We start from the raw sequence: 19,343 nt of genomic DNA, 5'->3' as shown, positions 1-19,343 counted from the left end.
GTTAAGAGCCGTTCGAACTGAGCCGGCCGCACGGCTCAGGCCAAGCCAGACCAACGGTGCGCCCCGAATGCACTCTTCAATCAAAGTCGTCGCCGGGAATTCCAACCGGCCGCTTGCTGAAGCCATTTGCGCCCATCTCGGCATTCCCCTCGCCAAGGCCTCGGTTCGGCGCTTCGCCGATATGGAGGTTTTCGTCGAGATCCAGGAGAATGTGCGCGGCCAGGATGTCTTCGTCATCCAGTCGACATCCTTCCCCACCAATGACCACCTGATGGAGCTGCTCATCATCACCGATGCGCTGCGCCGCTCCTCGGCCAGGCGCATCACCGCGGTGATCCCCTATTTCGGCTATGCGCGGCAGGATCGGCGGGCCTCGGGCCGCACGCCGATCTCCGCGAAACTCGTCGCCAACCTCATCACCCATGCCGGCGTCGACCGGGTGCTGACGCTCGATCTGCATGCCGGGCAGATCCAGGGCTTCTTCGACATTCCGACCGACAATCTCTTCGGCGCCCCGCTGATGGCGCGCGACATCAAGGACCGGCTCGACTGGCGCAACGCCATGGTCGTCTCCCCCGATGTCGGCGGCGTGGTGCGGGCTCGCGCCTTGGCCAAGCGGATCGACGCGCCGCTCGCCATCGTCGACAAGCGCCGCGACCGCCCGGGCGAGTCCGAGGTGATGAACATCATCGGCTCGGTCGAGGGCCGCTCCTGCATCCTGCTCGACGACATCGTCGATTCCGGCGGCACGCTCTGCAACGCGGCCGAGGCGCTGCTCGAACAGGGCGCGCGCGAGGTCTTCGCCTATATCACCCATGGCGTCCTGTCGGGAGGCGCGGTGGCGCGCATCGCCAATTCCAAGCTGAAGGAACTGGTGATCACCGATTCGATCATGCCGACCGAGGCCGTGAAGGTGGCGCGCAACATCCGCGTGATCTCCATCGCCAATCTGATGGGCGAGGCGATCGAGCGCACCGCGACCGAATCCAGCGTCTCCAGCCTCTTCGATTGAGCGGACCGTGCCGGACGACCTGGCCAGGGGACCTTCCCGCGCGCTGGTCCTGTTCTCCGGCGGACAGGATTCGACGGTGGCGCTCGCCTGGGCGCTCCAGCGCTTCGACCAGGTCGAGACGCTGGGCTTCGATTACGGCCAGCGCCACGCCGTCGAGCTGAGCTGCCGCCAGACCCTGCGCCGGCGCCTGCCTGCGGTGCTGCCCGCTGCTGCGACCCGGCTCGGCGACGACCATTGCCTCGAACTCGCCACGCTGGGCGCGATGTCGGACACGGCGCTGACCCGCGACAGCGAGATCGCCTTCGCCGCTTCGGGGCTGCCGAGCACCTTCGTGCCAGGCCGCAACCTGATCTTTCTCACCTTCGCCGCGGCGCTCGCCTATCGCCGCGACTGCCGGCACATCGTCCTCGGCGTCTGCGAGACCGATTATTCCGGCTATCCCGACTGCCGCGACGACACGATCAAGGCGATGCAGGTCGCGCTCAATCTCGGCCTCGACCGGCGCCTGGTGCTGCACACCCCGCTGATGTGGCGCGACAAGGCGCAGACTTTCGCACTGGCCCGGGCGATCGGCGGCGACGCTTTGCTCGATCTTGTCATCGAGGAGACACATAGCTGCTACAGGGGTGACCGGACCTTGCGGCATTCCTGGGGTCATGGTTGCGGTGCCTGCCCGGCCTGCGACCTGCGCGCCAGGGGCTACGAGCTCTTTCTGCAGTCACCTGACGATACGGGTCCGAGCCATGACACTTGACCGCCAGCGCCGCATCGAGGGGGTGATCGCGCTCGCGCTCTTCACCCTGACCATCCCGCTCGCCAATTGGATGATCGGCCATGTCGGCACGGTCTGCGTGCCCGGCGGCCCCTGCCTCGTCCCCGTCGCGCCCGGCATCAAGGCGCCGAGCGGCGTGCTGATGATCGGCCTGGCCCTGGTGCTGCGCGACGTCGTGCAGCGCAGGCTGGGCGCGCGCATGGGCCTGGTCGCGATCGTGGTCGGCGCCGCCATCTCCGGGCTGATCGCGCCGCCCGCGATCGTCACCGCATCGGTGGCGGCCTTCCTCCTCTCGGAACTCGCGGATTTCGCGGTCTACACGCCGCTGCAGCGCCGGCATTTCGTGCTGGCCGTCGCCGCCTCGAGCCTTCTCGGGCTGATTGTCGACAGCATCGTCTTCCTCTGGCTGGCATTCGGCAATCTCGATTTCCTCGCCGGGCAGATCATCGGCAAGGCCTGGATGGTGCTGCTCGCGCTGCCGCTGATGCAGCTGCTGCGCCGGCGCGACCAGCGGCTGGGATTGGCGCCGGCCTGACCGCGTGCTTAACGCGCGCATTTTAACGACCATGGCAACGCCTGCTTCATAGTCCCGCCATAGGGTCCGCGCTCCATGAGAACGAGTGCGCAATGGCCCTGATCTCCCCGAGCGACCGACTGCAAAGTCTCCAGAACGAGACGCTCGAAGCGGTTGCGCGCGGTGAGCCGCTGATCGCGATCATGGAGGCGCTGTGCCGCGGCGTGGAGGCGATCTCGCCCGGCTCCGTCTGCTCCGTCATCACGGCGACGCCCGAGCGTTCGCTGAAGACGCTGGCGGCGCCGAGCCTGCCGGCTAGCTATTGCGCCGCCATCGACGGCGTCGCCATCGGCCCGGCCGCCGGTTCTTGCGGCACCTCGATGCATCGCGGCGAGCCGGTCGAGGTCACCGATATCGAGGCCGACCCGCTCTGGGCGGATTATCGCGACGCGGCGCTGGCGCTCGGGCTGCTCGCCTGCTGGTCGAGCCCGATCCGCGCCCGCGACGGCAGCGTGATCGGCAGTTTCGCCTTTTATTTCCGGGTAAAGCGCGGCCCCGACGCGCTCGAACGCCGGATCGTCTCGACCTGCGCCCATCTCTGCGCCATCGCCATCGAGCATGAGCGTGTCCAGTCGCGCAATCATCGCCTCGCCTATTTCGACACGCTGACCGGATTGCCCAACCGGACGCAGTTCAACGAGGCCTATGAGCGCGCCACCACCTCCTCGGTCCGCGATTTCGGGCTGATGCTGCTCGACATCGACAATCTCAAGACCGTCAATGACGGCATGGGCCACGCCGTCGGCGACGCGTTGATCGCCGCGGTCGGCCAGCGGCTGAAGGCCGTCGCCGGCGAAGGCCTGGCCTGCCGCATCGGCGGCGACGAATTCGCGGTGCTGCTGCCGCATTGTACGCAGGCCGCGCAGCTTCGCTCGGTCGCGCTCGGTATCCTCGCCGCCATGGCCCAGCCGCTCGATCACGACGGCCACACCATCATTCCCAGCGTCACCATCGGCGGCGTGCTGGCGGGGGCCGATGGCGAGGACGGCACCACGCTGCGCCAGAACGCCGATTTCGCCCTCTATCACGCCAAGGAGACGCGGCGCGGCGGCTATGTCCGGTTCAAGGACGGGCTGCGCACCTCGATGACGCGCCGCATCCAGAACCTGCGCAATGTCGACGAGGCCTTGGCCAGCGGGCGGATCTTCCCGCATTACCAGCCGGTCATCGAGATCGGTAGCGGCGCGATCGTCGGCCTCGAGGCGCTGGCGCGGATGCGGATGGCCGATGGCCGGGTCGTCACGGCCGGGGATTTCCACGAGGCGATGCGCGACCCCCGCGCCGCCTTCCGCATCACCTCGCAGATGCTCGCTTCGATCGCCACGGACATGGCGGGCTGGAGCGAGGCCGGCCTCGGCCCGCAGATCGGCATCAACGTCACCTCGGCGGATTTCCAGAAGGGCGATCTCTGCCAGCGCATCATGCGCGCGCTCGACAAGGCGGGCACGCCGCCGCGCCATCTCGTGGTCGAGATCACCGAACAGGTCTTCATGGGCGGGCGGCGTCATTCGGTGGCGCGCACCATCCAGAGCCTGCGCGACCGCGGCATCCGCGTCTCGCTCGATGATTTCGGCACCGGCTTCGCCTCGCTGACCCATCTGCTCGACTTCCCCGTCGACATCATCAAGATCGACCGCTCCTTCGTCGCGGGGGTCGATCTCCAGGCGCGCAGCAGCGTGATCATCGAATCGCTGATCACCATCGCCAACCGCCTCGGCATGACCATCATCGCGGAAGGCATCGAGACCGAGGCGCAGGCCGCCAGGCTGCAGGCGATGGGCTGCCGCTACGGCCAGGGCTTCCTCTATTCGCCGGCGGTCCCGGCCTGCGTCACGACGCAGCTCCTCACCCGCTTCGGGCGCCGCCCGGCCGCCCCGGTGACGGCGCTGACCGCCACCGCCGCCTGACGGCCGGCACAGAGCCCGGTTCAACGGCCGGCGCGCTTGTCCTGCGGCCTGTTTTCGCCTATGAGCCTGCCAGCGCCCGCTGACACCCTTGGAGGCACAGGCGCTGACCCGAAACGGCCGCCAACGGGCGGCCTTGTCTTTTAGAGCTAGGAAACAACACCATGACCGCCGTGAAGCAAATCGAGGCTTCGGCGCGCGCCCAGGTCGGCAAGGGGGCCGCCCGGGCAGTTCGTCGTCAAGGCCTGACACCAGCCGTGATCTATGGCGGGGGCGCCGCTCCCGAGGCGATCGCGCTCGACGCCAACAAGACCCGCCTCCTGATCTATGGCGGCCATTTCCTGACCACGCTGTTCGAGATCAGCGTCGACGGCAAGAAGACGCGCGTCATCCCGCGCGACTACCAGCTCGACCCGGTCAAGGATTTCCCGATTCACGTCGATTTCCTGCGCGTCGCCGCCGGCCAGACCGTGACGGTCGAGGTGCCGATCCATGTCGTCGGCCAGGATGCCAGCCCTGGCGTCAAGAATGGCGGCCTGGTGCAGATCGTCGAGCACACGCTCGAAATCACGGTCGAGCCCGAGCATATCCCCGAGGCCTTCGAGGTTTCCGTCGCCGGCCTGCAGATCGGTGGCACGCTCGAAGCCAGCGTCATCAAGCTGCCGCAGGGCGCGAAGCTGACCGTCGGCTCCGACGCCACCATCGTCACCATCGTTCCGCCGATGGTCGATGAAGAGCCCGCCGAGGCCGAGGCCGAGGAAGTCAAGGCCTGAGGCCGCGCCTGCGTCCCCGGGCGCATGCAGCCATGATCGCGACCAGGCGGCCGGGTTCTCCCGGCCGTCTTGCTTTGAGCCGGAGGCTCCCATGCTGATCTTCGCCGGCCTCGGCAATCCAGGCGGGCGCTATGCGCGCAACCGCCACAATATCGGCTTCATGGCGGTCGAGCAGATCGCCCGCGCCCATCGCGCTTCGCCCTGGCGCGCCCGCTTCCAAGGCGAGGCCTGCGAGGCCAGCATCGGCGGCGAGAAGGTCGTGCTGCTCAAGCCGATGACCTTCATGAACGAATCCGGCCGCGCGATCGGCGAGGCCGCGCGCTTCTTCAAGATCGCCCCGGCCGATGTCGTGGTCTTCCATGACGAGCTCGATCTCGCTCCCGCCAAGCTCAGGGTGAAGCTCGGCGGCGGCAATGCCGGCCATAACGGCCTGCGGTCCACCACCGCCGCCATCGGCAACGAGTATCGCCGCGTCCGCATGGGCATCGGCCATCCCGGCGACAAGGCGCTGGTCCATGCCTATGTGCTGAATGATTTCGGCAAGGCGGAACAGGCCTGGGTCGAGGATCTCTGCACCGCCTGCGCCGACAATGCCGCGCTGCTCGCCGGCCATGACGATGCCGGCTTCCAGAACAAGATCCATCTCTTCATGGATGCGCGCGGCCATGCCGCGGTGAAGCGGCTGGGCGAGAAAGCCGATGATTGACACGAAAACACGGACGCAGGATGGTCGCGCCCGCGACCGCTCCTCCTGCTCCGACTGCGCCATGATCGCCGCTGCACCCGCCGATCGCCGCGACATCCGTCGCTCGCCCGCGCCCGCCTCCGGCCTGCGGAGCGGCGATCTCACCCTCACCAACCCTGTCTCGGCGGCGATCGCAGCCGTTCTCACCACCTGACATCCGAAAGACCACCATGGGCTTCAAATGCGGTATCGTCGGACTGCCGAATGTCGGCAAATCGACTCTCTTCAACGCGCTGACGCAGACGGCGGCCGCGCAGGCGGCGAATTATCCCTTCTGCACGATCGAGCCCAATGTCGGCGACGTCGCGGTCCCGGATCCACGGCTGGAGCAGCTGGCGGCGATCGCCGGCTCCAAGGAGATCATCCCGACCCGGCTGACCTTCGTCGATATCGCGGGCCTCGTCCGCGGCGCCTCGAAGGGTGAGGGTCTGGGCAACCAGTTCCTGGCCAATATCCGCGAATGCGACGCCATCGCCCATGTCGTGCGCTGCTTCGAGGATGGCGACATCACCCATGTCGAGGGCAAGGTCGCCCCGATCGACGACATCGAGATCATCGAGACGGAGCTGATGCTGTCCGACCTCGAAAGCCTCGAAAAGCGCGTGCAGCCGCTGGAGAAGAAGGCGAAGACCGGCGACAAGGAGGCCAAGGAACTCGCCGATCTGATGAATCGCTGCCTCGTCCTGCTCCGCGAGGGCAAGCCGGCGCGGCTGGTCCAGGTCGCGCCCGAGGAGCGCAAGGCGTTCGAGATGCTGGGCCTGCTCTCCTCCAAGCCCGTGCTCTATGTCTGCAATGTCGAGGAGGCCAGCGCCGACAAGGGCAACGCCTTCTCCGAGGCGGTCAAGGCCCGCGCCGCGGAGGAAGGCGCCGTCGCCGTGGTCGTCTCCGCCAAGATCGAGAGCGAGATCGCGGTGCTGCCGCCGGAGGACCAGAAGGATTATCTCGAGGCGGTGGGGCTGGAGGAGCCGGGGCTGAACCGGGTCATCCGCGCCGGCTACGCGCTGCTCGACCTCGTCACCTATTTCACGGTCGGCCCCAAGGAGGCCCGCGCCTGGACGATCGAGAAGGGCACCAGGGGGCCGGCGGCCGCCGGCGTCATCCATAGCGACTTCGAGAAGGGCTATATCCGGGCCGAGACCATCGCCTATCCCGACTACATCGCCTTCAAGGGGGAGAGTGGGGCGCGCGAGGCCGGGAAGTTCCGGCTCGAAGGCAAGGACTATATCGTCGCCGACGGCGATGTGCTGCATTTCCGCTTCGCCAACTGACGGAGCCGGCCATGCTGTATTTCGAGGATTTCGTCGTCGGCGAGACGAGCCAGGCCGGCAGCATCACCGTCTCCCAGGACGACATCATCGCCTATGCCTCGCGCTTCGACGCGCAGGATTTCCACACCGATCCCGAAGCCGCCAAAAACAGCTTCGTCGGCACGCTGATCGCATCCGGCTGGCATAGCTGCTCGCTGCTGATGCGCCTGCTGGCCGAGAGCTTCATCAGCGGCTCCTCGGGCATGGGCGCGCCGGGCATCGACGAGGTCCGCTGGCTGCGCCCCGTCCTGCCGGGCGACACGCTCAGCGCCAGGCGCACGGTGCTGGAGAGCAAGCCGTCCCGGTCCCGGGCCGAGATGGGGCTGGTCAGGTTCCGCTCGGAGCTCACCAACCAGAAAAACGAGACAATCCTCGAACAGACCAACTGGATCATGTTCGGCCGGCGCGGCATGAGCCAGGGCCAGCCCAAAGGCGACTGGCTGGCGCATTCGCCGCATTACGTGCCGCCGGCCGTGACGAGCCCGATCGAGCCTCCGGCCGGCGAGCCCGAGCCCTCGCGCTTCTTCGAGGAGCTGGAGGTCGGCGAGCGTCACGAGCTCGGCAGCCTCGTCTTCACGCCGGAGGAGATCATCGCCTTCGCGCGCTCCTTCGATCCGCAGCCCTTCCACCTCTCCGAGGAAGCCGCGCGCAACAGCCCCTTCGGCCGTCTCGCCGCCTCCGGCTGGCATACCGGCTCGGGCTGGATGGCGGCGATGGTCGGCCATCGGAAGCGCGGCCTCGCCGCCTGTGGCGACGAGCCGGCGCCGCGTCTCGGCCCCTCCCCCGGCTTCCAGAACCTGCGCTGGTCGAAGCCGGTCTTCGCCGGCGACCGCATCACCTATCATTCCGAGGTCACCGACAAGCGCGCCAGCGCCTCGCGCCCGCAATGGGGCCTGTTCTTCCACCGCAACACCGGCGTCAACCAGAATGGCGAAGAGGTCTTCAGCTTCGACGGTTGCGTGTTCGTGGAGCGGCGGGATCAGCCGACCTTGCCGTAGCCGGCGAACCGGGCGCTGACCCGCGCCATTTCCTGATCGTCGAGGATCACCGGCGCCAGCCCCGCCGCCAGGATGTCGAGATACTGCCCCGCGAGGTTCTCGACCTCCGCCACGATCTGATGCGCGCCGGCCAGCGAGCCGCCGAGCGCGATGACGCCGTGATTGGCGAGCAGCACGGCCTTGCGCCCCTCCAGCGCCGCCACCGCATTGGCGGCCAGTTCGGGGCTGCCGAAGGTGGCGTAATCGGCGCAGCGTATGTCGGCGCCGCCGCAGAGCGCGATCATGTAGTGGAAGGCCGGGATGCCACGCCTTGTGCAGGACAGGGCGGTGGCGCGGGGCGAATGCGTGTGCACGATCGCCTGCGCATCCGGCCGCGCCCGGTAGATCGCCGTATGGAACGGCCATTCCGAGGAGGGCTTGCGGCTGCCGGACAGCACCGTGCCATCGAGCGAGAGCGCGATCAGATCATCCGGCCTGGTCTGGGCATAGGGCAGGCCCGAAGGCGTGATCAGCAGCCCGTCGCCGAAACGCGCCGAGACATTGCCGGATTTCGACGGGCAGAAGCCGGCGCGGTCGATGGCCTGGGCCACGGCCACGATCTCGGCCCGCAATTGTGCCTCGCTCATGCCGCCAGCGCCTTTCCGGCGAGATCCGGGAACAGCGCCGCCAGCCCCTCGCGGCTCGCCGGCGCGACGCCGCGTTCGGTGATCAGCCCGGTCACCAGCCGGGCCGGCGTGACGTCGAAGGCCGGGTTGGCCGCGGCGCTGCCGGGGGCGACGATGCGCAGGCTGCCGATCTCGCCCGCCTCCGTCAGCCCGCAGAGATCGGTCACCTCCGCCGCCGCGCGCTCCTCGATCGGGATCGCGAAACCGTCGCTCAGGCTCCAGTCGATGGTCGGCGAAGGCAGCGCGACATAGAAGGGCACGCCGGTGTCTTGCGCCGCCAGCGCCTTGAGATAGGTGCCGATCTTGTTGGCGACGTCGCCTGTGGCGGTGGTGCGGTCGGTCCCGACGATCACCATGTCGACCTGCCCGCGCTGCATCAGATGCCCGCCGGCATTGTCGACGATGACGGTGTGCGGCACGCCATGCGCGCCGAGCTCATAGGCCGTCAGCGCCGCACCCTGATTGCGCGGCCGCGTCTCGTCGACCCAGACATGCAGATCCATCCCGGCATCATGCGCGAGATAGATCGGCGCCAGCGCCGTGCCCCAATCGACCGTGGCAAGCCAGCCGGCATTGCAATGCGTCAGGATGTTGAACGGCGTCCCGGCGGGGCGGGTGGCGGCGCGCTCGCGGATGACGGCATGGCCGTGCTGGCCGATGGCGCGGCAGAGCGCGACATCCTCGTCGCACAGCGCCGCCGCCTCGGCATAGGCGGTCGCGGCACGCTCGGCCTGCGCTACCCCGCCGAGCCGCTCGCGCATGCGGGCCAGCGCCCAATGCAGGTTCACCGCCGTGGGTCGCGCAGCGCCGAGCCGCGCCAGCGCCGCCGACAGGTTCTCGTCGGAGGCGTCCTCGCGCATCGCCAGCGCCACGCCATAGGCCGCGGTGGCGCCGATCAGCGGCGCACCGCGCACGACCATGCCGCGGATCGCCTCCGCCGCCTCGGCGCAGCTCGCCAGCGCCACCGTCTCGAAGCGGAAGGGCAGCCTGGTCTGGTCGATGACGCGGACGCGCCAGCCATCCTCGTCCAGCCAGATCGTGCGATAATGCCGGCCGTCGATCCGCATGATGCTAATGCCCCGCGAAGGAGACGAGCGTTCGCACCGGCACGCCGAGCCGCCTGATCTTGTCGGCGCCGCCGAGATCGGGCAGGTCGACGATGAAGCATGCCGCCACCACCTCCGCCCCCAGCCCGGAGAGCAGGCTGACGGCGCCCTCCGCGGTGCCGCCGGTGGCGATGAGGTCGTCGACCAGCAGCACGCGCTCGCCCCGCGCCACGCAATCCTTGTGCACCTCGATCTCGTCCATGCCGTATTCCAGCTGATAGGGCTGGCTCACCGTCGCATGCGGCAGCTTGCCCTTCTTGCGCACGGGGATGAAGCCGGCGGAGAGCTGATGCGCGACCGCCCCGCCCAGGATGAAGCCGCGCGCTTCTATGCCGGCGATCTTCGCGATCTTCAGCCCCGCGAAGGGCTGGACGAGCTCGTCCACCGCCCGGCGGAAGGCCCGGGCATCGCCGAGCAGCGTGGTGATGTCGCGAAACACGATCCCCGGCTTCGGATAATCGGGGATGGAACGGATGCTGTCGGCGAGGTTCATGCGGCTTTGGTCTCGCGAGGCTGGTTCGGCGAAGGCCGCCTGTGGTCGGGCGAAATGCGTGACCCGTCAAGAGGCGGCCGCAGGCTCAGTCCGACTGGCCCGCGCGGCCGAGCACGCGCCCGGCGACCGCATCGAGCTTCGCCAGCAGCGCCTTGTCGCGATGCTCCGGCGCGGTGACGATCGCCATGTCGAGCGCATGGTGCGAACCGGCCGGACAGGGCTCGCGCTCGGCCGGGAAATCGGCGGCGAGCCGCGCCACCAGCCGCCGCGCCTTCTCGGCATTGCCGTGCAGCACCGCCACCACGGCGGCGACGTCGACAGCGCCATGCTCCTCGTGCCAGCAATCGAAATCCGTGACCATGCCGACGGTGGCGTAGGTGATCTCGGCCTCGCGGGCGAGCTTGGCCTCGGGCATCGCGGTCATGCCGATCAGATCATAGCCGAGCGCCTTGTAGGTCAGGGATTCCGCCAGCGTCGAGAATTGCGGCCCCTCCATCGTCACCAGCGTGCCACCCTTCACATGAGCGAGCCCCTCGGCCTTCGCCGCGGCGACCAGCCGCGCCTGCAGGCCGGGCCCGACGGGATGGCCGAAGGAGACATGTGCGACGCAGCCACGGCCGAAGAAGGAGCTCTCGCGCCGCGAGGTCCGGTCGACGAACTGGTCGACCATCACGAACAGGCCGGGATAGAGCTCGGCCTTGTAGGAGCCGCAAGCCGACAGCGACACGAGATCGGTCACCCCCGCCCGCTTCATCACGTCGATATTGGCGCGGTAATTGATCTCGGAGGGCGGTATCGCGTGGCCCCGGCCATGGCGCGGCAGGAACACGATCTTCGTCCGGCCGAGATAGCCGATGCGCAGGCTGTCCGAGGGCTCGCCCCAGGGGCTGGCGATGCGCTCCTCACGCAGATCGGTGAGGCCGGGCAGATCGTAGAGCCCCGATCCGCCGATGATTCCGAGAACCGCGGGCGTCATCGGGCGCAGCGCGCCATCAGGGAGCGCAAGGTCGCGAAGCCGGCCGGGCCGCGAGCAGCCTGCGCATGGGGGCCGGGCCACATCTGAAACAGGGTCATGGTCACGCAAGCCTCCGGGCAGTCGCCAGCGCGGGCAGTCGCCAGCGCGGGCAGTGTAGGATGATCGCCGCGCCCGGCACAAACCCGCCGCCAAGCCTGTCCCCCGCCCAAGCAAAAGGCCCCGTTTCCGGGGCCTTTCGCGATCCGATCAGGCGGCGGCGGGAATGCGCGCCCAGATCTTCTTCTTGGTGTAGTAGAGCAGCCCGCCGAAGATGAAGAGGAAGATCATCACCATCATGCCGATGCGCTTGCGCTGCTCGAGATGCGGCTCGGCCATCCAGACCATGAAGGCCGCGACGTCCTTGGAGTACTGGGCCACGGTCTCCGGCACGGGCGATTTGCCGTCCGGCCCCTTCGGATATTCCACCTGCCCGTCCTGCATCGGCGGCGGCATGGCGATCAGATGGCCCGGCATATAGGTGTTGTAGTACTGGCCGGGCAGCAGGGTGACGCCCTCGGGCGGCGGATCCTTGTAGCCCGTCAGCAGCGCCGCGATGTAGTCCGGCCCCTGCTCCTGATACTGGGTGAACATGTCGAAGACGAATTTCGGGAAGCCGCGCTCATAGGTCCGCGCCTTGGCCAGCACCGAGAGATCCGGCGGATAGGCGCCGCCATTCGCGGCCCGCGCCGCCTGCTCGTTCGGGAACGGCGCCGGGAAGGCGTCGGCGGCACGGCCCGGCCGGTCGAACATCTCGCCCTGCTCGTTCGGCCCGTCCTTGATCGTATAGGTCGCGGCCAGGGCCGTGACCTGGCCGGTCGAGAATTCCGGCCCGCCGGGCTGCGACAGGTTGCGCAGCCGGATCAGCGACATCGAATGGCAGTTGGCGCAAACCTCCTTCACCACCTTGAAGCCGCGCTGCAGCTGCGCGCGGTCGAAGGTGCCGAACGGGCCCGAGAAGCTCCAGTTCAGCGAAGGCGGGATCACGCGCTCGCCGGCGGCGAAGACGGTCGAGGTGGCGGAGAGGGTGAAACCGGCGGCGAGGCCGACAAGCGCGAGGCGCAACGTCCTGGTGTTCATAGTCCTCAGCCCTTGGCCTGCGGTTCGGAGGCGGTGGCGGTCGCGAGCCGGGCGCCCGAACCACCCTTCATCGTGCCCAGCACCGAATCGGCGATCGAGCTCGGCAGCGGCAGCGGCTTCTCGAAGATGCCGAGGACGAAGAGCGCTACGAAATAGCCGAAATAGAGCAGGGTGAAGATCTGCGAGGCGATGACGTAGCCGCCCTCCGCCGGCATGGCGCCGAGCCAGCCGAGGATGACGCAGACCACGGCGAACACCCAGAACAGGATGCGGGCGACCGGGCGGTAGCTCATCGACTTGACCTTGGAGGTGTCGAGCCAGGGCAGGAAGGCCAGCACCGCGATCGCCGCGAACATGGCGAGCACGCCGCCGAGCTTGTCGGGAATGGCGCGCAGGATCGCGTAGAAGGGCAGGAAATACCATTCCGGAACGATATGGGCCGGCGTCGCGGCCGGGTTGGCCGGGATGTAGTTGTCGGCATGGCCCAGGAAGTTGGGGGTGTAGAACACGAACCAGGAGAACAGCGCGATGAAGCACACCATCGCGAACAGGTCCTTGACCGTCGCATAGGGGGTGAACGGCACCGTGTCCTTGGCGACGTTCTTCACCTCGACGCCGGTCGGGTTGTTCTGGCCGACATGGTGCAGCGCCCAGACATGCAGGATCACCACGCCGAAGATCATGAATGGCAGCAGGAAATGCAGCGAGAAGAAGCGGTTCAGCGTCGGGTTGTCGACGGAATAGCCGCCCCACAGGAAGGTGACGATCGTCTCGCCCACCACCGGCAGCGCCGAGAACAGGTTGGTGATCACGGTCGCGCCCCAGAACGACATCTGGCCCCAGGGCAGGACGTAGCCCATGAAGGCGGTGGCCATCATCAGCAGGAAGATCACGACGCCCAGGATCCACAGCACCTCACGCGGCGCCTTGTATGAGCCGTAATACAGGCCGCGGAAGATGTGGATGTACACGGCGACGAAGAACATCGAGGCGCCGTTGGCGTGGAGATAGCGCATCAGCCAGCCGTAATTCACATCGCGCATGATGTGCTCGACCGAGTTGAAGGCCATGGTCGCATGCGGCGTGTAGTGCATGGCCAGGATCACGCCGGTGACGATCTGCGCCACCAGCATGAACACGAGGATGCCGCCGAAGGTCCAGAAGTAGTTGAGGTTGCGCGGCACCGGGTAGGACACCGCGGAATCGTGCATCAGCCGCACGATCGGGAGGCGGGCGTCCAGCCAGCGCTCGAAACCGGTCTTCGGAACGTAGGAGCTATGACCACTCATGGCGAAGGCCTCGAGGCTGTATCGACTAGGGGAAGGCGGCGAACCGGACGGGCTCAGCCGATCTTGATCTTGGTGTCGGCGGTGAAGGCATAGGGCGGCACCGGCAGGTTCTTCGGCGCCGGACCCTTGCGGATTCGGCCCGACGAATCATAGTGCGAGCCATGGCAGGGGCAGAACCAGCCGTCGTAATCGCCCTTGCTCTCGCCGGGGGCGTTGCCGAGCGGCACGCAGCCGAGATGGGTGCAATTGCCGTAGACGACGAGGAAGGCTTCCTTGCCCTCCTTGACGCGCGCCTGGTCGGCTTCCGGATCCGGCAGGGACGCGACGGCGACGGCCCGCGCCTCCTCGATCTCCTTGGCGGTGCGGTGCCGCACGAAGATCAGCTTGCCGCGCCAGAACAGCTTGATCGCCTGCCCTTCGGCGATCGGCGCGAGATCGACGTCCATCGGCGCGCCGGCGGCGACCGTCTGCGCGTCGGGAGCGAGCTGGCTGACCAGCGGGATCAGCAGCGCGCCGACGCCGATCGCCCCGGCGGCGCCGGTGGTCAGCATCAGGAAGTCGCGCCGTGTGGTTCCGGAAGATGTGTCGGTCGCCTGGGCCACGATCCAATCCCCTACTAGTCGGCCGGGCCGTCGGACCCGCGAATGTGCTCAGCGCTCTAATTAGAGCAGGTCGAAACCGCCGCAATGCGACGGCGCGTCACTGCGGCGCTCTTTGGCATGCAGATTGGACGAAGTCTACACTTGCGCTGCTGCATTGCACGCATATCGGCGCCGGCGCGCGCGGCGCTTTAGGACAGCGCTCTGTCCGGATCCGCCGCGGCGAGGAAACCGCCGGATTGGCGCGACCAGAGCCTGGCGTAGAGCCCCCCGCGCGCCACCAGTTCGGCATGGCTGCCGGAATCGACGATGCGGCCCTGGTCGAGCACGATCAGCCGGTCCAGCGCCGCGATGGTGGAGAGCCGATGCGCGATGGCGATCACGGTCTTGCCTTCCATCAGCGTGGTCAGCTGCTCCTGGATCGTCGCCTCGACCTCTGAATCGAGCGCCGAGGTCGCCTCGTCCAGGATCAGGATCGGCGCGTCCTTGAGCAGCACCCGGGCGATGGCGATGCGCTGGCGCTGCCCGCCCGAGAGCTTGACGCCCCGCTCGCCGACGCGGGAGTCGAAGCCCTTGCGGCCGTCCTGATCGCTCAGCCCGGCCACGAAGTCCTGCGCCGAGGCGCGGCGCGCGGCTTCGGCGATCTCGTCGGGCGTGGCGCCGATGCGGCCATAGGCGATGTTGTCGCCGATCGAGCGGTGCAGCAGCGAATTATCCTGCGTCACCATGCCGATCTGCGCCCGCAGGCTGTCCTGCGTCACCGCGGCGATGTCCTGCCCGTCGATCAGGATGCGCCCGCTCTCCAGCGGGTAGAGCCGCAGCAGCAGGTTGACGAGCGTCGATTTCCCCGCTCCCGACGGGCCGACCAGCCCGACTTTCTCGCCCGGCGCGATGCTGAGGTCGAGCCCCTCGAACAGGCCGGTCTTGCGGCCGTAATTGAAGCTCACCCGCTCGAAGCGGATGCCGCCGCGCTCCACCAGCAGCGGCCGGGCATCCTGCCGGTCGGTCAGGTCATGCGGCTTGGCGATGGTCTCCATGCTCTCCTGCACTGAGCCGATATTCTCGAACACGCCGCGCACCAGATGGATCAGCCAGCTCGACATCTGCACGAGCCGCAGCACCAGCCCGATGGCCGCCGCCACCGCGCCCGGCGTCATCTGGCCGCGGCTCCACAATTCCAGGCACAGCCAGGCGGTCACGACGACCAGCAGGCTGTTCATCGTCTGCAGGATGACGCTGACCCCGGTGATCAGCCGCGACAGATCGAGGAAGGACGCGTTCCACCGCGACAGCGAGTCGCGGACGGCCGAGCGCTCCGCATCGGCGCGGGCGAACAGCTTCACGGTGAGGATGTTGGTATAGGCGTCGACGATGCGGCCCGTGGTCGAGGAGCGCCCGAGCGAATTCGCCTCGGAGCGCTTCCGGGCGCGCGGCACGAAATAGATCAGCAGCGCCACATAGGCGCCGAGCCAGACGATCACCGGCAGCGCCAGCCACAGGCTGGTCGATCCGAAGAAGCCGATCGCGACGGAGGCGAAGATCAGCGCGTACCAGAGATCGTCGATGACCTCGATCGTGGCGCCCCTGATCGCCTGGCCGGCCTGGATCACCCGGGAGGACAGGCGCCCGGCGAAGTCATTCTGGAAATAGCCCAGCGCATGGCCGAGCGTGTAGACATGGTTGCGCCAGCGGATCTGGTTGGTGATCTGCGGCACCACCACCTGGTCGACGATCGCGTGATTGGCGAAATAGACGAGCGGCCTGACCACGACGAGCAGGAACGCAGCCCCGGCGAGCAGCCAGCCATGGTCGCGGAAGATCGTCTCCGGCGCCTGGGTCGCCAGCAGGTCCACGAACCAGCCGACCATCAGATACATCGCCGCCTCGATGCCGCTGAAGCCGAGCCCGGTCAGCATGATCAGGGCGAGCCAGCCCGTCACGCCCTTGATGTGGTGCCACATGAAGGGCCAGACGCCCTTGGGCGGCGTCTCGCGCTCGTCGAAGGGGGCGAAGACGTCGATGCGGCTTTCGAGAAAGCGGAACAGGGGGGCGAACATGGCTGGACCGCCCTCCTGCGGATCGGCTCGAACGGGGAAGAGCCGGATATGGGGCGCGCCGGCTTCGATGACCACCATGCTTGACGCATGACGAATGGCCATTTCATGACAGGACGATGCTGCGCCTCGCCCTCTACCAGCCCGACATCCCGCAGAATGCCGGCACCATGATCCGCATGGCCGCCTGCCTCGGCCTCGCCGTCGACATCGTCGAACCCGCCGCCTTCGATGTCTCGGACCGGCATTTCCGCCGCTCGGGCATGGATTATCTCGAGCGCGCCGCGATCACGCGCCATGACGGCTTCGCCGCCTTCCAGGCCTGGCTGGCGAAGGCCGGCCACCGCCTGATCCTCGCCGAGACGGACGGCGCCACGCCCCATACCGCATTCGCCTTCCGGCCGGGCGACGTCATCCTGCTCGGCCGGGAATCGGCGGGGGTGCCGCCCGAGGTCTACGCCGCCGCCGCGGCCAGCGTGCATGTGCCGATGCGCCCGGGCCTGCGCTCGCTCAACGTCGCTGTTGCCGCGGCCCTGATTCTGGGCGAAGCCTTGCGGCAGCTCGGCGGCTTCGAAACGCCGGCTGACCGGGCCGAGGGAGACGCCGATGGACGAGCATGAGGCCGGCATGGCGGCGGGCATCGACGCTGCCGAAACCCAGCCGACGAGCGCGGCGGAGGCGATGAAGCCGCGGGCCGCTGCCTGGTTCGCCAGCCTGCGCGATCGGATCTGCGCAGCGTTCGAACGGATCGAGGACGAGGCGACGGGCCCCTTCCCGCCGGAAACCGGGACCGCCGGCCGCTTCGTCAGGACGCCCTGGCAGCGCCACAACCATGATGGCAGCGAAGGCGGCGGCGGCGTGATGTCGGTGATGCAGGGGCGCGTCTTCGAGAAGGTCGGCGTCCATGTCTCGACCGTGCATGGCACGTTCCAGCCGGAATTCGCCGCCCAGATCCCGGGCGCGGCCGAGGATCCGCGGTTTCACGCCACGGGCATCTCGCTGATCGCCCATCCCTGGAACCCGCACGCCCCCACCGTGCACATGAACACCCGCTTCGTCGTCACCACCAAGCCCTGGTTCGGCGGCGGCGCCGACCTGACGCCGGTGCTGATGCGCCGGCGCACGCAGGAGGACGCCGATTCCGTCGCCTTCCACGCCGCCATGCGCGCCCCCTGCGAGCGCTTCGCGCCGACGGCCGATTACGAGCGCTTCCGGCAATGGTGCGAGGAGTATTTCTTCCTCAAGCACCGCAACGAGCCGCGCGGCATCGGCGGCATCTTCTACGATTATCTCTGGTCGGGAGAGCCGGAGACCGATTTCGCCTTCACCCAGGCGGTGGGGGAAGCCTTTCTCGGCGTCTATCCCGAGATCCTGCGGGCCAATATCGGCACGCCCTGGACGGAGGAGGACCGCTACGAGCAGCAGGTCCGCCGCGGCCGCTATGTCGAGTTCAACCTGCTCCACGATCGCGGCACGATCTTCGGGCTCAGGACCGGCGGCAACGTGGATTCGATCCTGTCCTCCCTGCCGCCGACGGTGCGCTGGCCCTGAGCCGATGACGACGGCGCTGGGTTGGACCGTGGTGGCGCTGCACCGTGGTGGCGCCGCACCGTCTTTGCGAGGAGCGCAGCGACGAAGCAACCCAGGGGGGCGTGGAGCTCGGCGATCCTGGGTTGCTTCGCCACGCTCGCAATGACGGGTAATCGTCATTGCGAGGAGCGAAGCGACGAAGCAACCCAGGGGGCGTAGAGCGCTACGAGCTGGGTTGCTTCGCTAACGCTCGCAATGACGGATGGGCGTCATTGCGAGGAGCGTCAGCGACGAAGCAACCCAGGGGGCCAGGGGGCGTAGAGCGCTACACGCCCGCTTGCTTCCCCGCGCTCGCAAGCACGGATGGCTCGCTAAGCAGCGCCAGTTGCGCCGCCCTCCCCTCCGGACAGCCGGCCTCGATCCACTCATGCCGGACCCGCTGCAGCATCGTCCCGACGGAGGGCCCGGGTGGTACGCCGAGCGCCAGCAGGTCGCGCCCGCCCAGCAGGAAAGGCGGGGTTCGCGCCAATTCGGCGATCAGATCCCGCGCCTGGCGCTGAGCCGCCGGCTCGGCAGAGGCGGTGACCAATACCAGCGCCCCGGCCACGGCGTCCGGCCCGGCCTCATGGGCGAGATGGCGCAGCCGCGCCAGATTTGGCAGCTTCCTGTGCCCGGCGACCCCCTCCAGCGCCCGCGCCAGCCGCGAAACCCGGTCGAACTCGGCATTGGACAGGCTCAGCCGCTCGCGCAGCCGCGGCGCATCCTCTCGGACGGCTACCGCCAGTGCCGTCAGTCGAAACGCGGGATGGACCTCGCCGCCACCGGCATCGGCCACCGCCCGGAAACGCGCCAGCCACGGCACGCGGCCCAGCACCGGCAGCAGCAGCCCCCCTGCCGCCATCGCTTCCAGCACCTCGGCCGCGAGCGGCGCGACCAGCAGCTTCATCAACTCCGCCCGGACCCGCTCGCGCGACAGGCTGCCGAGCCCGGCGCGCGCCCTGATACAGGCGGCCAGCCCCGCCGCGTCGAGCGGGCCATGTCCATATTGCGCGTGGAAACGGAAGAAGCGCAGGATGCGCAGATAATCTTCCCGGATGCGCGCATCGGCCTCGCCGATGAAGCGCAGGCGCCGGGCCGCCAGATCCTGCAGCCCGCCGCAATAATCGATCACCGCCCCGTCACGGCCGAGCGCCAGCGCGTTGATGGTGAAGTCGCGCCGGCGGGCATCGGCCTCGAAATCGGCGCCGAAGGCCACCGTCGCATGGCGGCCGAAGGTCTCGACGTCCTGGCGCAGCGTCGTCACCTCGAAGCCGGTCCCGTCGCGAACCAGCGTCACCGTGCCATGAGCGATGCCCGTATCGACCGGCCTGTAGCCCGCCGCCTGCCCGAGCCGGATCGTCTGATCCGGCAGGCCGGTGGTCGCGAGATCG

The 19,343-nt window shown here is 68.2% G+C and carries 19 protein-coding genes and 1 pseudogene; 11 read left to right on the top strand and 9 right to left on the bottom strand.

The features are described from left to right. Positions 1-67: 67 nt before the first annotated feature. From ASG72_RS09760 to ASG72_RS09725, 9 genes are all read left to right on the top strand, one after another. Positions 68-1,012 (top strand): ribose-phosphate pyrophosphokinase, encoded by a 945-nt coding sequence (locus ASG72_RS09760; RefSeq protein WP_056711554.1) that lies wholly within the window; start codon positions 68-70, stop codon positions 1,010-1,012. Between the two features lie 7 nt (positions 1,013-1,019). Continuing rightward, positions 1,020-1,766 carry a 7-cyano-7-deazaguanine synthase QueC gene (queC, locus tag ASG72_RS09755; RefSeq protein ID WP_056711552.1) on the top strand — a complete coding sequence of 249 codons (747 nt, stop codon included), beginning with the start codon at positions 1,020-1,022 and terminating at the stop codon, positions 1,764-1,766. Then, positions 1,756-2,319 (top strand): VUT family protein, encoded by a 564-nt coding sequence (locus ASG72_RS09750; protein ID WP_056711550.1) that lies wholly within the window; start codon positions 1,756-1,758, stop codon positions 2,317-2,319. Before queC ends, ASG72_RS09750 begins: the two co-directional genes overlap by 11 nt. A gap of 92 nt (positions 2,320-2,411) precedes the next feature. Continuing rightward, entirely contained in the window at positions 2,412-4,265 is a 1,854-nt protein-coding gene (locus ASG72_RS09745) for an EAL domain-containing protein (protein WP_056711547.1), read from the top strand. 161 nt (positions 4,266-4,426) lie between these two features. Beyond that, positions 4,427-5,035 (top strand): 50S ribosomal protein L25/general stress protein Ctc, encoded by a 609-nt coding sequence (locus ASG72_RS09740; protein WP_056711545.1) that lies wholly within the window; start codon positions 4,427-4,429, stop codon positions 5,033-5,035. Positions 5,036-5,126: 91 nt separating this feature from the next. Further along, positions 5,127-5,741 (top strand): aminoacyl-tRNA hydrolase, encoded by a 615-nt coding sequence (gene pth / locus ASG72_RS09735; protein ID WP_056711543.1) that lies wholly within the window; start codon positions 5,127-5,129, stop codon positions 5,739-5,741. Next, a complete protein-coding gene (locus tag ASG72_RS20685; protein WP_156395882.1) occupies positions 5,734-5,934 on the top strand; it encodes a hypothetical protein in 201 nt (66 codons plus the stop codon). The genes pth and ASG72_RS20685 overlap by 8 nt, the downstream gene beginning before the upstream one ends. Positions 5,935-5,950: 16 nt before the next feature. Further along, complete coding sequence (ychF, locus tag ASG72_RS09730; protein ID WP_056711541.1) at positions 5,951-7,048, top strand: redox-regulated ATPase YchF; 1,098 nt, start codon at positions 5,951-5,953, stop codon at positions 7,046-7,048. A gap of 11 nt (positions 7,049-7,059) precedes the next feature. Continuing rightward, the gene (locus tag ASG72_RS09725) at positions 7,060-8,085 is read left to right on the top strand and encodes a MaoC family dehydratase (RefSeq protein WP_056711539.1); all 1,026 of its coding nucleotides are present in this window, start codon (positions 7,060-7,062) and stop codon (positions 8,083-8,085) included. Here the strand turns inward: ASG72_RS09725 and ASG72_RS09720 are convergent. The 8 genes from ASG72_RS09720 to ASG72_RS09685 form a co-directional block, all read right to left on the bottom strand. Then, entirely contained in the window at positions 8,067-8,711 is a 645-nt protein-coding gene (locus ASG72_RS09720) for a class II aldolase/adducin family protein (protein ID WP_056711535.1), read from the bottom strand. The genes ASG72_RS09725 and ASG72_RS09720 overlap by 19 nt on opposite strands. After that, positions 8,708-9,817, bottom strand: a complete 1,110-nt coding sequence (gene mtnA / locus ASG72_RS09715) for an S-methyl-5-thioribose-1-phosphate isomerase (protein WP_056711534.1) — start codon at positions 9,815-9,817, stop codon at positions 8,708-8,710. Before mtnA ends, ASG72_RS09720 begins: the two co-directional genes overlap by 4 nt. A gap of 4 nt (positions 9,818-9,821) precedes the next feature. Then, positions 9,822-10,349, bottom strand: coding sequence for an adenine phosphoribosyltransferase (locus ASG72_RS09710; RefSeq protein ID WP_056711532.1), 528 nt, complete (start codon positions 10,347-10,349; stop codon positions 9,822-9,824). Between the two features lie 85 nt (positions 10,350-10,434). Then, positions 10,435-11,325, bottom strand: coding sequence for an S-methyl-5'-thioadenosine phosphorylase (locus tag ASG72_RS09705; RefSeq protein ID WP_056711530.1), 891 nt, complete (start codon positions 11,323-11,325; stop codon positions 10,435-10,437). A 246-nt stretch (positions 11,326-11,571) separates the two neighbouring features. After that, positions 11,572-12,441: a cytochrome c1 gene (locus tag ASG72_RS09700; RefSeq protein WP_056711528.1), complete on the bottom strand. Its 870-nt coding sequence runs from the start codon at positions 12,439-12,441 to the stop codon at positions 11,572-11,574. Positions 12,442-12,446: 5 nt separating this feature from the next. After that, the gene (locus tag ASG72_RS09695; RefSeq protein WP_056711527.1) at positions 12,447-13,730 is read right to left on the bottom strand and encodes a cytochrome b/b6; all 1,284 of its coding nucleotides are present in this window, start codon (positions 13,728-13,730) and stop codon (positions 12,447-12,449) included. A gap of 53 nt (positions 13,731-13,783) precedes the next feature. Continuing rightward, entirely contained in the window at positions 13,784-14,332 is a 549-nt protein-coding gene (gene petA, locus ASG72_RS09690) for a ubiquinol-cytochrome c reductase iron-sulfur subunit (RefSeq protein WP_082540241.1), read from the bottom strand. A gap of 188 nt (positions 14,333-14,520) precedes the next feature. After that, positions 14,521-16,386: an ABC transporter ATP-binding protein gene (locus ASG72_RS09685; RefSeq protein ID WP_056712547.1), complete on the bottom strand. Its 1,866-nt coding sequence runs from the start codon at positions 16,384-16,386 to the stop codon at positions 14,521-14,523. Between the two features lie 116 nt (positions 16,387-16,502). Between ASG72_RS09685 and ASG72_RS09680 the strand changes: the two genes are divergently transcribed. After that, positions 16,503-17,003 carry a tRNA (cytidine(34)-2'-O)-methyltransferase gene (locus ASG72_RS09680; protein ID WP_056712546.1) on the top strand — a complete coding sequence of 167 codons (501 nt, stop codon included), beginning with the start codon at positions 16,503-16,505 and terminating at the stop codon, positions 17,001-17,003. A gap of 61 nt (positions 17,004-17,064) precedes the next feature. After that, entirely contained in the window at positions 17,065-17,934 is an 870-nt protein-coding gene (gene hemF, locus ASG72_RS09675; protein WP_056712545.1) for an oxygen-dependent coproporphyrinogen oxidase, read from the top strand. Positions 17,935-18,238: 304 nt separating this feature from the next. Here hemF and ASG72_RS09670 read toward each other — a convergent pair. Beyond that, a pseudogene (locus tag ASG72_RS09670) lies at positions 18,239-19,343 on the bottom strand (CCA tRNA nucleotidyltransferase); the annotation flags it as partial.

Origin of the sequence: Allobosea sp. Leaf344, from assembly GCF_001426225.1 — a bacterium.
Lineage (GTDB): Bacteria > Pseudomonadota > Alphaproteobacteria > Rhizobiales > Beijerinckiaceae > Allobosea.
The sequence above is the reverse complement of the archived record's forward strand: the minus strand, read 5'-3'. Positions and strand labels throughout refer to the sequence as shown.